This is a genomic window from Pacificimonas aurantium (assembly GCF_020092905.1).
In the GTDB taxonomy this organism is placed as follows: domain Bacteria; phylum Pseudomonadota; class Alphaproteobacteria; order Sphingomonadales; family Sphingomonadaceae; genus Pacificimonas; species Pacificimonas aurantium.
In genome coordinates this window covers 241763-254092 of sequence record NZ_JAGSGB010000002.1, presented here as the reverse complement: position 1 = coordinate 254092, position 12330 = coordinate 241763, and the positions used below count along the sequence as shown (strand labels likewise).

Below are 12330 nucleotides of genomic sequence, written 5' to 3'. Positions count from 1 at the left end.
ATGAACCTGATGCAGGCGCTGCTATGGACGAAGCTTGCCGAATTGCCGGAAATATTCGACGATGACTACGTCTCCTTTCCGCGTGCGCTGTTCCACCCCAAAGGACTACGCATCTTCTTGTCGAACTGGGAGGATCTGGCGGAGAGCTTCATTCAGGTCATTCACCGCATGCGCCTGAACCGACCGGAAATCGGTGAGAAGATCTATGAAGTCATCCTGTCGCTAACGGATCTGCCGGACAGCTGGAGAGCGTTAAACGACGACAGGCTGGTGGGAACTGTGGGCCATCCCTTCCGCGCAGTGACCGGGAGTGAGGCATTAAACCTGCGCTTCATGACCTTTGAGGTCGGAACCCCGCCGGAACAACCCGACAACAAATTTCCCAATTTCCTCGTGAACGTGAACGTGCCCGAAGATGAGGCTTCTGAGCGCCGGCTTGCGCAGATATGGGAGAAGGCCAAAGTCGAAAACATTCACGAGAGACTGCGGCCCGCACTGATCCCGTTCGAGGAGTCTCCACCCATTAGCCTCGGCATATCCGAAACAGCACAGGAGCAGCTCTCGCACGCGGGTCCGTAACTGCTCCTGCAAACCAGCTCTGCCTTTGCAGCCAGCACCTTAGAAGTAGATATAGGCGAGAATCTCGTCCCAGAGCCGCTTCTCGGTTTCCAGCCCGTGCCAGATCTCCAGATTGAGATCGCCCCGCCGAAATTGCCGGAAGAAGTCACTTTCGCTGATGTGGAACATCAGGTGCTGGAAGTTGGTCGTCGGGGCGAACGTTTCTAGATAGGTGCGCCGCAGTTCCTCGATCTCCTTCGACCGAGCTTCCGTTCCCCCGAAATAGGGGGACTCCTCGCCGAGGACGTCCTCAAGCTTCGCCATGTCTATGACGCGGCGGGGGGTCAGCAGGATCATCGTTTCGGCGACCTTCTGCTCTACCTCCTTCCGCCGAAAAAGATTCTGGACCACCGGGATATCACCCAGAACCGGCACCTTGTCCGCGCGCTGACGTTCCTGGCGCTCGGTCAGGCCTGCCAGCATCACGGTTTGGCCGAGATGGACCCGGACGCTGACCGTCGTCTCGGCAGTGGAGACAGATACGGCCTGATCGAACGTGCCGGGGATCGCGCCAGTAGCAAAATCGGAGTCCCCCAGGGTGATGTTCAGCTGGAATTCCTCATCGGAGAGAAACGTCGGCGTTACTTCGACCGACACGCCGACCCTTTCAGTGAGCGCCGAGGCCTCCAGAGTACCCTCGAGCGATGCGATGAATAAATCGCCAGAGAAGAAGGAAGAGGTTTCGCCTTCCGTTGCCAGCAGGGAGGGTCTGGCGATGATCTCGTTGCGGTCTGTCGCCGTGTGAAAGATGTTCAGTGAATAGTTGAGTTCGGGAATGCCGATCGATCTCGTGATATTTCTGGTCACTTCCCTTTCTGAACCGGTCAAACGTTCGCTCATCCGCGTGTTGTCATAGCTGAATTGCAGGTTCAGGCCGTCGAACAGATTAATGCCCCTGCGCCTCAGCGCGGTTCGTGTGGAACGGATGACCGCGGCCTCGATGACGACTTGTCGCGGCCCCTCGACTTCGTCCGTCGGGGTGCCTTCCATCTCCGCCATGTCGGTTTCCGGCGCGACCTCCGAGGCAAGTTTTGCGGAGGAGGCTGTGGCGGCTGCTTCATCCGCTACGTAAGTCGCCGGCGCGACCATTGCCGAAGCAAGCTGCGGAGAGACGCCAGTGGGTCCCACTCGGTCTGCGGCGGAAGGAACCCGTGCGTAGAAGCGCTCCCACTCGTTCAAGCGCGTTTGCAGCCGCTTTACTTGCGACGGATGCGCCGACGTTTCGTACCCCTCCACAAACTTCGAGGCGTCTTCCGCCGCGCCCACAGCCGCGCTGATCAGCGCAGAAGCGCGTAACAACGGTGTTTCGTCGGGCGAAACGGCGCGGGCACGGCTTATTGTGGCCGCTGCCATTTCGACATCGCCAAGATAATAAGAGGAGATGGCAAGGCCTAGAAGAGGCTGGCTTTCATCTGGTTTGACCAAAACCGCCTGAGCCATCAATTCCTGTGCTTTGCTGTAGTTACGCCGCTCCAGTTCCATGGCGCCGTAGTAATAGGCGGCCCACCATGCGTGCGGATCGGACTGCAACGCTAATTCGTAACCGACGGCCGCGGCATCGTACTGTTGCGGATCGCCCATACTGCCAAGCTGGTGATAAGCAAATGCGTTGAGGAAATTGGCAGCCACGTTCTGCGGTTGCACCGCAAGCGCACGGCGGAACTCTTCACCCGCCAATTCGAACTGCCCCGCCCGAAGGTGCTGTAGACCGGCGGTTTCGAAGGGTTCGACAATCGACCTTGGCGAGCGTGCAGCCAGCGAAGGGTCGAGATCGAACAGGGGCTGTGGAGGAGGCGCGACGACCGCCGGCGTTCCTGCGAAAGCGGCCGGGGTAACGCCGTTCAGCGTGTACAGGACGATAACGGCAGCGATCGATCTCGACATCGACATAGGCATGGCTTTCGCGAAACGGGATCAACAGGTCAAAAGCACGCAATGCGCCCTTAGGGAGATCTTTCGGATGTGGTTTGTCGGCGACCGGCCAATGGATAATGGTCGGTGAGAGCGCTTACTATTACCTTCGAGGTAGTTATGCTGGACCACATGCCGCGCTAGGTGGGCTTACGCTGCCAACCTAGGAGAACCGGATGATCGACAGGAAGTTGTTGCTCGGAGCGGGTCTCGGCGGTGCTCTCGTGGTTGCGGGGGCGGGGATCACCTACCTGTTCATGCCGCCGGCGGCGCGACACGCTGCGTTTCAGACGCCCGAGTTCACTGCTTCCGCTGCGCTGGAATCTGAAAGGTCCCGGGCCGAGGGAGCGGCGGCGTCACAGCTCGACCATATCGGGAATGCCGTTCGGGACTATTTGAAAACGCACCCCGAAATCGTGATCGAAGCAATCAACACCTACAACGCTCGCCAATCGGCCGCCCAAGACAACCAGCTGGCCTCGGCCCTCTCTGAGAACCTGAACGCCCTGCTCAATCCGTCTACAAGCTTTGTGGCCGGGAAGAATACGGACAAAGCAACAGTCGCGGTTGTCGAGATGTACGACTATCACTGCGCCTACTGCAAGCAGGCCTCGGCTACAGTGAGAGAGCTGGCTAGTCGCGACGAGGCGGTGAAGGTGGTCTTCCGCGAACTGCCGGTCTTGCACGAGGAATCGGTATATGCGGCAAGAATGGCGCTCGCTTCGCGCGCCCAAGGCAAGTTTCTGGATATGCATTTCGCGATGATGGAGACCAAAGGCTTGCTGAGCGCGGAACGTGTCGATGAAATTGCGCGCGAGAACGGTGTCGATCTTGATCGCGCGCGAAAGGTGATCGGCGACAAGGCGATCACTTCCGCCTTGCAGACCAACCAAACCCTGGCGAGTTCTCTGGGTTTCGACGGAACACCTGCGTTCGTTGTGGCGACCACCAATGGTGAGTATGTCGCAATCGTCAGCGGCTTCAATCCCGCAGAACTCGCCGATGCGATAGAGACCGCCAAGGAGAACAGTTAGCCGAAGGGCGGGTTTACCTAGCTGCTCTGACCCCATTGGCTGGTGAGGCCATCAAATCCGTCCGGCTTTGGAGAGGGTAGGGGGCGAACGTCGGAGCGAACTTTCGGTCCAGTTTCGCATGCAAGTCCGGCGGGGTAAGCCGGTGCCCTCACTCCCTCAACCACCTGCCCGTTGTGCGGGAAATCAGCTCGCAGCCCTTAGCCCTCTTGTTCGTTGTCCGTAAAACCGGAATTGTAGGGTCTATGTTCATGCGTTTCGCCGCCGCCTCCTGTCTCCTTATGTCGAGTGCTCTCTCGGCTGCCTGTGCGCAGCCGGCCGAACCGCCACGCGCGTCGACAGCGGAGCAATTGTCGGAACGGGGGCAGAGTGCCAGCACGCCGGACGCGGCAGCGAGCGACACTGCAACCCCTGTAACTCCCCCCCCACGGATCGATCACAACCGTGCCGCGAAGCCCAATGCCGAGGCCGCATTCGAGGATTGGCTGCTCGACTTTCGCGCCCAGGCGCTCGCTTCCGGTGTGGACGCAGAGGTGGTCGACCGGGAGCTTGCCGGCCTGACGCTCGACGAACGCGCCATTCGTCTTGATCGGCGGCAGCCGGACGTCGGCCCCGGCCGCGCCCTGTTCGCCGACTATCTGCCGCGCCGCCTGACCCCGCAACGGATTTCCGCAGGGGTTCGCATGAAGCCTCAGGTCGCACCGGCGCTTGCCGAAGCCGAGCGCGAGTTCGGCGTGCCCGGCGATATCGTCCTCGCCATTTGGGGCATGGAAACCGCCTACGGCGCGGTCACGGGCGACTTCGATGTGATCCGCGCACTGGCGAGCCTTGCCTTCGACGGCAGGCGCGAGGCCCTGTTCACGCGCGAACTGATCGCGGCCCTGCGCATGATCGACGAGGGTCTGGCGACGCGCCAGAGCATGACGGGATCCTGGGCGGGCGCCATGGGAAATTCGCAGTTCCTCCCCACATCCTATCTCGAGCATGCTGTCGACCAGGACGGGGACGGGCGGCCGAACATTTGGGGCTCGGAGCCGGACACCATCGGGTCGATCGCAAATTACCTGAACCATTATGGCTGGCAGCGCGGCGAACCCTGGGCGATCCCTGTGACGATTCCGGAAGGGTTCGACCGCAGCCGCGTCGCCAATCCGCAGCGGCCGACCGAATGCGTCGCCCCGCTGGAGAAGCACAGCCGCTGGCTTCCGGTCTCGGCGTGGCGGGACATGGGTATCAAGTCCCAAGACGGTGAGAGCTGGCCGGACGGAGATATCGAGGCGACGCTCTTGGAAGTGGACGGCGAAGGAACCGGCGCGCACCTGACATTTCGCAACTACCGCGCACTTCTCGGCTATAATTGCTCGAACTTCTATGCCCTGTCGGTCGGCATGCTGGCGGACGAGATCGCGGCGCGAACCGAATAGTTCCTGCTCGAGAACGTCTCGGACCTTGCACTTCGAAGCCCGCCTGGCGCACCATGGCAACTACACCATGATGCGGGAGGACAGGTCGTGCGAGGAGCCGGCATCACAGCGCTTTCAATTCTGGCGCTGCTCGGCCTGTCCGGCTGTGGCGGCGGAAGTGGCTATGAGGCAGGTCTCGCGGGCGCTTCGCAGAACGCGCCCGCAGGCGTCAAAATCGGCAAGCCGTACAAGATTCGCGGTACCTGGTACTATCCCGAAGACGACCCGAGCTACCGCGAAACCGGCACGGCATCCTGGTATGGCCCGAACTTTCACGGCAAGCCTACGGCGAATGGCGAACGCTTCGACCAGAACGCGCTGACCGCAGCACATCGCACGCTTCCGATGCCGAGCTGGGTGCGGGTCGAGAATCTGGACAATGGCCGGGAAGTCACCGTTCGTGTGAACGACCGCGGGCCGTTCGCTCATAACCGTATCATCGACCTGTCCCGCCGCGCCGCGCAGCTTCTCGACATGCAAGCCGCAGGGGTGGCGCGGGTCCGCGTGACGCGCGTCTACCCCGGGGCAGCGGAACCTCCACGCAGGCGGGTGCCCGAACCGGTGATTGCAGGGCGCGGCGACTTGTTCATCCAGATCGCGGCGCTGTCGCAGCAGGCTCGCGCCCGCGACCTTGCAGCCTCGCTAGGGGACTATGGACCGGCCGCACTCGTGGACGGACCGAGCGGCTTGGTGCGCGTGCGGCTCGGTCCGTTCGCCGAACGGTCCGATGCAGAAAGGATGCTGGCACGTGTCCGACGCGGCGGCTATCCAGAGGCCAGGATCGTATCAGATCCACTCAGTTGATTGTTCGAGGACCTCCATGATCGTGAAGACCCGTTTCGCCGCCATCCTTGCCGCCAGCAGCCTTGCCCTTGGCGCCGCCCTTCCGGCGGGCGGGCAGAGTTTCGACAGCCGTGCGCCCTTTGCCTATCTGAAGGATATCGGCGCCGACATCGTGCTTTATTCGGACGGCGCCGACGAGCCCATGCCGCCGGCATCAATGGCGAAGATGATGACCGTGCTCGTCGCATTCGACCAGATCGATAAGGGACGTCTCGCTCTCGACGATACCTGCACAGTCCGTCCGGACACTTGGCGGCAATGGTCGAACCAGGGCTCTACCATGTTCCTGAAGGTGAACAGCGAACCGACCGTCGAACAGCTTCTCGACGGCATCGTGACCGCGTCCGGGAACGACGCGTCGGTCGTCCTTGCCGAGTGTATTGCCGGGACGGTCCCGGCCTTTGCGGACGCGATGAATTCGATGGGCGAGGAAATCGGCCTGACGGGCAGCAATTTCGCCACGGCGAACGGCTGGCCGGACGAGAATGAATATGTGACGGCGCATGACCTCGCGCGCATCGCTGAGGCGACCATCGAGCAGCACCCCGACCTGTACGAGCGCTTCTATACTCTCGACGAGTTCACCTATGGCGAGACCATGTCGGGCGAGCCGATCACCCAGTCGAACCGCAATCCGATTCTCGGCCGCGTTCAGGGCGCGGACGGGCTGAAGACCGGGCATACCGAGGCGGCGGGCTATGGTTTTACGGGCTCCGCCGAGCGCGACGGCCGCAGACTGGTCATGGTGATTGCGGGCCTTCAATCGCAGAGCGATCGCCGCGACGAAGCCACGCGGTTCATGGAATGGGGCTTCAACGCCTTCGAGGGTGTCCAGATTGAACCGGGCAAGATCATCGCCGCCGCGCCCGTGTTCGGCGGTGCCGAAAGCGAAGTCGGCCTGACGCTTCCTGAAGGGGCTTCGATCACCGTCCCAGCCGCTATCACCTCGGGCGTCGAAGCGCGGATAGTCTATGAGAGTCCGCTGCCGGCGCCGCTAGCGGCGGGCGATCAGGTCGGGGAACTGCACATCAAGGCCGGCTCTCTTCCCGAGCAGGTCGTGCCCGTCGTGGCAGCCGAGTCGGTGGACGAGGCCGGCTTTTTCAGCCGCGCCTTTGCCGGCATTCTCGGCCTGCTCGGTTGAGACGTGAGCGAGACGCCAACGGGTACCGAAGAGGAAATTCTGGCCGGCCTGGGTCTGTCGGGACGCGGGCGCTTCGTCTCGTTCGAAGGCGGCGAAGGCAGCGGCAAGAGCACTCAGGTCGAGCGGCTTGCCGTCATGCTCCGCGAACGGGGCCATGACGTCATCACGACGCGCGAACCCGGCGGAACCGACGGTGCCGAGGAAATTCGCGCGCTGCTTGTCGGTGGCGAACCCGGCCGCTGGTCCGGACGAACCGAAGCGCTGCTCATGAACGCCGCGCGCGCCGATCATGTGGAAAAGCTCATCCGCCCGGCGTTGGAGGAAGGCATCTGGGTGCTTTGCGACCGCTACGCGCATTCGACCCTTGCCTATCAGGGAGCCGCGCGCGGACTGGAGTCGGACGAACTCATCGCGCTCCATTTCATCGCTACCCAAGGTCTGTGGCCCGATCTAACGGTCCTGCTCGATATGGACGCCGAGGCTGGCCTCGCCCGTGCCGCGAGCCGCAAGGGCAATGAAACGCGGTTCGAGGAAGAAGGGCTCGCCTTTCATCGAGAGGTTTGCGCCGGGTTTCGCGCGATCGCGGAGGTGGACGAGCGGATGGCCGTGGTCGATGCCGGGCAGGCTGTCGATGCCGTAACGGCGGAGATTTTCGCGCTGGTGGAGGACCGGCTGGGGTGACGCGTCTCGTCGGTCATGACGACCAGCGGCAGGCCCTTGAAGCGGCCTGGCGCTCGGGAACGCCGCACCACGCCTGGCTCCTGACGGGGCCGCGCGGGGTCGGGAAGCGCACCTTCGCCCGCGCGGCGAGTTCTATGGTCCTGTCGGGGGCGACAAGTTTCACCGATGGCTATGACAGCGATGCGGCGACGAAACTCGAGGCAGGCTCGCATCCCGATTTCCGGGCGCTGGCGAGGAGCGAGAATCCTAACACCGGCAAGCTTCGCACCGAGATCGTGGTCGATGACGTGCGCGCAATCGGCGACATGCTCAGCCGGCATCCGTCGCTTTCGGACTGGCGGACGGTCATCATCGACAGCGCCTGCGAGATGAACCGCAATGCAGCCAATGCCCTTCTCAAGAATCTGGAGGAACCTCCCAAACGCACGGTATTTTTTCTTGTCTGCCACAATCCCGGCCGCCTTCTGCCGACAATACGCAGCCGGTGCCGTGCGCTTGCCTTCCGCCCTCTGGGAGACGACGATGTCAGGACCGTGTTGGCAGCCGAACTGGACGGTAAGGCAGACGATGCCCTGGTGGACATCGCACGAGGGTCGCCTGGCAGGGCTATCAGCTATGCGGGCCTCGATGTGACTGCGCTCATGACGTCTCTGACTGCCTTGCGGCGGGCGGGACCGCGGGATGCGGCCCAGCTGGCCGGCGCTCTGGCGAGTGAACTGGGCCGCAAGGGTGGATCCGCCCGCTATGAAGCCTTCCTCGACCTCGTTCCTAGCTATCTCGCGCAGGCGGCGAAGGAGGCGGATCCCGCCGAGCTTGAAGCGGCCCTGACAGTGTGGGAAGAGGCGCGTGACCTCGCGGGCATGGCGCTGTCCAAAGCGCTCGACCCCGCCACCATAATCTATCAGTTGGCCCGGCTCGTCAGCCGCGCCCCGAACCATCGTCAGGCGGCATGACCGAACGCTATTACATCACCACGGCGATCAACTATCCCAATGGCCGGCCGCATATGGGCCATGCTTATGAGGCGATCGCCACCGACTTCATCGCGCGCTTCCGACGGCTCGAGGGGCGCGAGGTCTTCTTTCTTACCGGAACTGACGAGCACGGGCTGAAGATTGCCCAGGCTGCGCGCGCCGCCGGACAGTCGCCGCGTGAATATGTTTCCGAAATGGTTCACCATTTCAAGGAAATGGATGAGGTTCTGAACATCAGCTATGACCGGTTCATCCGTACTACGGAGCCGGATCATTATGCCTGTGTGCAGGATCTCTGGACGCGGATGGAGGCCAGCGGCGACATCTATCTCGGTAAGTATGAAGGCTGGTACTCGGTTCGGGACGAGGCCTATTATGACGAGAAGGAGCTGATCGCCGGCGATGATGGCGAAAAGCTGTCGCCGGAGGGGACGCCGGTCGAGTGGACAGTTGAGGAGAGCTACTTCTTCCGCCTGAGCGCCTATCAGGAGAAGCTGCTCGCCCTTTATGAAGCGCAGCCCGACTTCATCCAGCCGGCGCACCGCCTCAATGAGATGAAGAGCTTCGTCTCGGGCGGGCTCCGCGATCTTTCGATCAGCCGGACCAGTTTCGACTGGGGCGTTCCCGTGCCCGGCACCACCGATCATGTCATGTATGTCTGGCTGGACGCGCTCAGCAATTATCTCAGCGGCGTCGGCTATCCCGATGAAAGCTATCGGGATTGGTGGCCATGCGATGTCCACGTCATTGGTAAGGACGTCGTGCGCTTTCACAGTGTCTACTGGCCGGCCTTCCTCATGTCGGCTGGGATCGAATTGCCGAAGGCGGTGTTCGGGCATGGGTTCGTCCTGTGGGACGGCAAGAAGATGTCGAAGTCGAGCGGCAATGTTGTGGAGCCGCTTGGGCTGGCGGCGCGCTACGGCACGGACCAGCTGCGCTATTTCCTGCTGCGCGAAGTGCCGTTCGGACATGACGGCGCCTATTCAGAGGACGCCATTGTCACGCGGGCGAATGCCGACCTCGCTAACGATCTCGGCAATCTCGCACAGCGCTGCCTGTCGATGATCGCGAAGAACTGCGAGGGCAGGGTTCCCGAACCCTCGACGCCAACGCCTGCAGACAAGGCGCTTGATATGGCGCTTTCCGACATCCTGAGCGAGATGCAGGATCATATGGGGCGGCTGCAGATCCACAGCGCGCTTGAGACCCTCTGGCGCCAGGTTGGCGAGACGAACGCCTATTTCGCGGGCCGCGAACCCTGGGCGCTCAAGAAAACCGACCCGGAGGCCATGGGCTCGGTTCTCTACCGCACTGCCGACGCCGTGCGGCAGCTGGCGATTCTGGCGCAGCCCGCCGTTCCCGAAGGTGCCGCGAAACTTCTCGATCTCCTTGCCGTTCCGGAAAACGAGCGGTCGTTCGATGCGCTTGGCAACAAGCTCAGGCCGGGGACCGAACTTCCGGCGCCGAAGGGCGTTTTTCCCAGACTGGAGCGTCAGACGGAGGAGACAGCGAGCTGAGATGGCCGTCGATAGTCACTGCCACCTGAACTATGAGGGCCTGGCCGAGCAGCAGGACGACGTAATCGCGCGTGCGCGCTCTGCCGGTGTGACCGGTATGTTGGGGATATCGACCAGAGCCTCCGAGTGGGATGAAGTGGTGGGACTGGCAGAACGCGAACCGGACATTTGGGCGTCCGTCGGAATCCACCCGCACGAGGCCGACAGCCATGAAGAGGTGTCCACCGAGCGGCTCGTCGAGCGCGCGGCGCACCCACGCGTTGTCGGGATCGGCGAGACCGGGCTCGACTTCTACTATGACAAGTCCGACAGGGACCGGCAGCGTGCGAGCTTCCGCCGCCATATCGCCGCATCCCGCGAGACGGGTCTGCCGCTGATCGTTCACACGCGCGAGGCTGAAGACGATACGCTTGCTATCATGCGCGAGGAAATGGAGGAGGGCGCCTTTCCCGGCGTCATCCATTGCTTCACCGCGAGCGAGACCTTCGGCTATGCGGCGCTCGACCTGGGTTTCTACATTTCGCTCTCCGGGATCGTCACCTTCAAGAATGCGAAGGATCTTGCCGAGACGGCCGCAAAGCTGCCGGCCGACCGAATTCTCATTGAAACAGACAGCCCGTTTCTCGCGCCCGTTCCGAAGCGTGGGAAGACGTGCGAACCGGCGTTCGTCATGCATACCGCCGCCTTCCTGGCGGAGCGGCGGGGTGTGAGTGTCGAGGACCTCGACGCGCAGACGACCGAGAATTTCTATCGCCTGTTCACGAAGGCCGTCCCGCCCTCATGAAGGTCACCATGCTGGGCTCGGGTACGTCATCGGGCGTCCCCCGCATCGGCAATCAGTGGGGCGCGTGCGATCCGACCGAACCGAAAAACCGCCGCCGCCGCGTGTCGGTCCTGGTGGAGGCCGGCGTTCACAAGCTGATTATCGACACCGGTCCGGACTTTCGCGAGCAGTGTCTTAGCGCCGGGCTCCTCAGGCTTGACGCGGTCCTTCTGACGCACAGCCATGCCGACCATACGCATGGCATCGACGACATTCGCCAGGTCATGCACCTGATGGGGACGCCGATCCCGGTCCACGCGGCGAAGGGCACCTGGGACCATCTCTACGCGCGGTTCGACTATCTGTTCGAAGGCCGCTCTCTCTATTCGCAAAGCGCGGTGGCGCACACGATCGATGGTCCCTTCGAGGTCGGGCCGCTGAGTATCCTGGCCTTTCCGCAGGTTCACGGGCCGATCACATCCTGGGGCTTTCGCATCGAGGCGGACGGGGCGGTCTTCTGCTATTCGACCGATCTTAACGACCTGACCCCCGAGGCCGAGGAGGCTGTCTCCGGCTGCGACCTGTGGATCGTCGATGCGCTTCGCCGGCGCCCGCATCCGACGCACAGCCATCTGCAACAGACGCTCGAATGGATCGAGCGTCTGCGCCCCGAACATGCGGTGCTGACGCACATGGACAACAGCATGGACTATGCCGTTCTTTCCGCTCAGCTACCTCCGCATGTCGAGGCGGGCTTCGACATGTGGTCTCGGGAGCTGTCCTCTTGAGCGGTCTTGGCGGATACAGCACAGCACAGGCTGCTTATCTGATCGGGTTTCTCGCCATCATCGTGATCGCCTTCATTCCGCGGATGAAATCGATCGGGTTCGGACGTACCGTCAAGATGGCGCTAAGCTGGGTTATCATCTTCGGGCTGCTCATCCTGCTGGTGGCCGAATGGCCGCGCCTGCGCTCGGCGCTCGACCCGGCGACGCCGCGCGTGGTGGGCGAAGAGCTACGCCTGCGCGCCCGGGAAGACGGCCACTATTATGTGCGCGGCGAAGTAAACGGTGAACCAACGACTTTCCTTGTCGACACTGGTGCGACGGATATCGTCCTCACCCGCGAAACGGCCGAGCGTGCCGGCTGGCCGGAAGAACGGCTGCAGTTCGACGGTATGGCGTCGACGGCGAATGGCCTCGTGCCGATTGCAGGCGCCCGGCTCGAAAGCCTGCAGGTGGGCTCGATCCTCCTCAGCGATGTGCCGGTGTCGGTGAATTCGGGCGCCCTCGACGCGAACCTCCTCGGCATGAGCTTCCTCAATCGCCTCGACGGCTGGCGGGTCGAACAGGGAGAACTGATCCTAGTGCCTTAGCGCGCTGGCGAGC

At 62.5% G+C, this 12330-nt stretch carries 12 protein-coding genes; 11 read left to right on the top strand and 1 reads right to left on the bottom strand.

Annotated features, from left to right (window positions below):
- Positions 1-579, top strand: a complete 579-nt coding sequence (locus KCN53_RS08025; RefSeq protein WP_088712841.1) for a hypothetical protein — start codon at positions 1-3, stop codon at positions 577-579.
- 39 nt (positions 580-618) lie between these two features.
- Here the strand turns inward: KCN53_RS08025 and KCN53_RS08020 are convergent, their stop codons facing one another.
- Positions 619-2502, bottom strand: coding sequence for a hypothetical protein (locus tag KCN53_RS08020; RefSeq protein ID WP_224199519.1), 1884 nt, complete (start codon positions 2500-2502; stop codon positions 619-621).
- 203 nt (positions 2503-2705) lie between these two features.
- On the opposite strand from KCN53_RS08020, the gene KCN53_RS08015 reads away from it, so the two are divergent.
- The 10 genes from KCN53_RS08015 to KCN53_RS07965 all read left to right on the top strand — a co-directional run bounded on the left by KCN53_RS08015 (position 2706) and on the right by KCN53_RS07965 (position 12317).
- Positions 2706-3563, top strand: a complete 858-nt coding sequence (locus KCN53_RS08015) for a DsbA family protein (protein WP_088712843.1) — start codon at positions 2706-2708, stop codon at positions 3561-3563.
- Positions 3564-3811: 248 nt separating this feature from the next.
- On the top strand, positions 3812-4984 hold the full coding sequence (locus KCN53_RS08010; RefSeq protein ID WP_172406250.1) for a lytic murein transglycosylase: 1173 nt from the start codon (positions 3812-3814) through the stop codon (positions 4982-4984).
- 87 nt (positions 4985-5071) lie between these two features.
- Entirely contained in the window at positions 5072-5827 is a 756-nt protein-coding gene (locus tag KCN53_RS16165; protein ID WP_088712845.1) for a septal ring lytic transglycosylase RlpA family protein, read from the top strand.
- 16 nt (positions 5828-5843) lie between these two features.
- Positions 5844-7007 carry a D-alanyl-D-alanine carboxypeptidase family protein gene (locus KCN53_RS07995; RefSeq protein ID WP_088712846.1) on the top strand — a complete coding sequence of 388 codons (1164 nt, stop codon included), beginning with the start codon at positions 5844-5846 and terminating at the stop codon, positions 7005-7007.
- Between the two features lie 3 nt (positions 7008-7010).
- Complete coding sequence (gene tmk, locus KCN53_RS07990) at positions 7011-7688, top strand: dTMP kinase (protein ID WP_224199517.1); 678 nt, start codon at positions 7011-7013, stop codon at positions 7686-7688.
- The gene (locus KCN53_RS07985) at positions 7685-8641 is read left to right on the top strand and encodes a DNA polymerase III subunit delta' (protein WP_088712847.1); all 957 of its coding nucleotides are present in this window, start codon (positions 7685-7687) and stop codon (positions 8639-8641) included. Before tmk ends, KCN53_RS07985 begins: the two co-directional genes overlap by 4 nt.
- The gene (gene metG, locus KCN53_RS07980; RefSeq protein ID WP_088712848.1) at positions 8638-10179 is read left to right on the top strand and encodes a methionine--tRNA ligase; all 1542 of its coding nucleotides are present in this window, start codon (positions 8638-8640) and stop codon (positions 10177-10179) included. The genes KCN53_RS07985 and metG overlap by 4 nt, the downstream gene beginning before the upstream one ends.
- Before the next feature lies 1 nt (position 10180).
- Positions 10181-10963, top strand: a complete 783-nt coding sequence (locus KCN53_RS07975) for a TatD family hydrolase (RefSeq protein ID WP_088712849.1) — start codon at positions 10181-10183, stop codon at positions 10961-10963.
- Positions 10960-11730 (top strand): MBL fold metallo-hydrolase, encoded by a 771-nt coding sequence (locus KCN53_RS07970; protein ID WP_088712850.1) that lies wholly within the window; start codon positions 10960-10962, stop codon positions 11728-11730. Before KCN53_RS07975 ends, KCN53_RS07970 begins: the two co-directional genes overlap by 4 nt.
- Complete coding sequence (locus KCN53_RS07965) at positions 11727-12317, top strand: retropepsin-like aspartic protease family protein (RefSeq protein WP_088712851.1); 591 nt, start codon at positions 11727-11729, stop codon at positions 12315-12317. The genes KCN53_RS07970 and KCN53_RS07965 overlap by 4 nt, the downstream gene beginning before the upstream one ends.
- The last annotated feature ends 13 nt before the right edge of the window (positions 12318-12330 follow it).

Excerpts from the sequence above, each read along its gene's own strand:
- KCN53_RS08020 (WP_224199519.1), bottom strand. The coding sequence starts at position 2,502 with ATGTCGAGATCGATCGCTGCCGTTATCGTCCTGTACACGCTGAACGGC.
- KCN53_RS08015 (WP_088712843.1), top strand. The coding sequence starts at position 2,706 with ATGATCGACAGGAAGTTGTTGCTCGGAGCGGGTCTCGGCGGTGCTCTC.
- KCN53_RS07970 (WP_088712850.1), top strand. The coding sequence starts at position 10,960 with ATGAAGGTCACCATGCTGGGCTCGGGTACGTCATCGGGCGTCCCCCGC.
- KCN53_RS07995 (WP_088712846.1), top strand. The coding sequence starts at position 5,844 with ATGATCGTGAAGACCCGTTTCGCCGCCATCCTTGCCGCCAGCAGCCTT.
- KCN53_RS08010 (WP_172406250.1), top strand. The coding sequence starts at position 3,812 with ATGCGTTTCGCCGCCGCCTCCTGTCTCCTTATGTCGAGTGCTCTCTCG.
- KCN53_RS07975 (WP_088712849.1), top strand. The coding sequence starts at position 10,181 with ATGGCCGTCGATAGTCACTGCCACCTGAACTATGAGGGCCTGGCCGAG.
- metG (WP_088712848.1), top strand. The coding sequence starts at position 8,638 with ATGACCGAACGCTATTACATCACCACGGCGATCAACTATCCCAATGGC.
- KCN53_RS08025 (WP_088712841.1), top strand. The coding sequence starts at position 1 with ATGAACCTGATGCAGGCGCTGCTATGGACGAAGCTTGCCGAATTGCCG.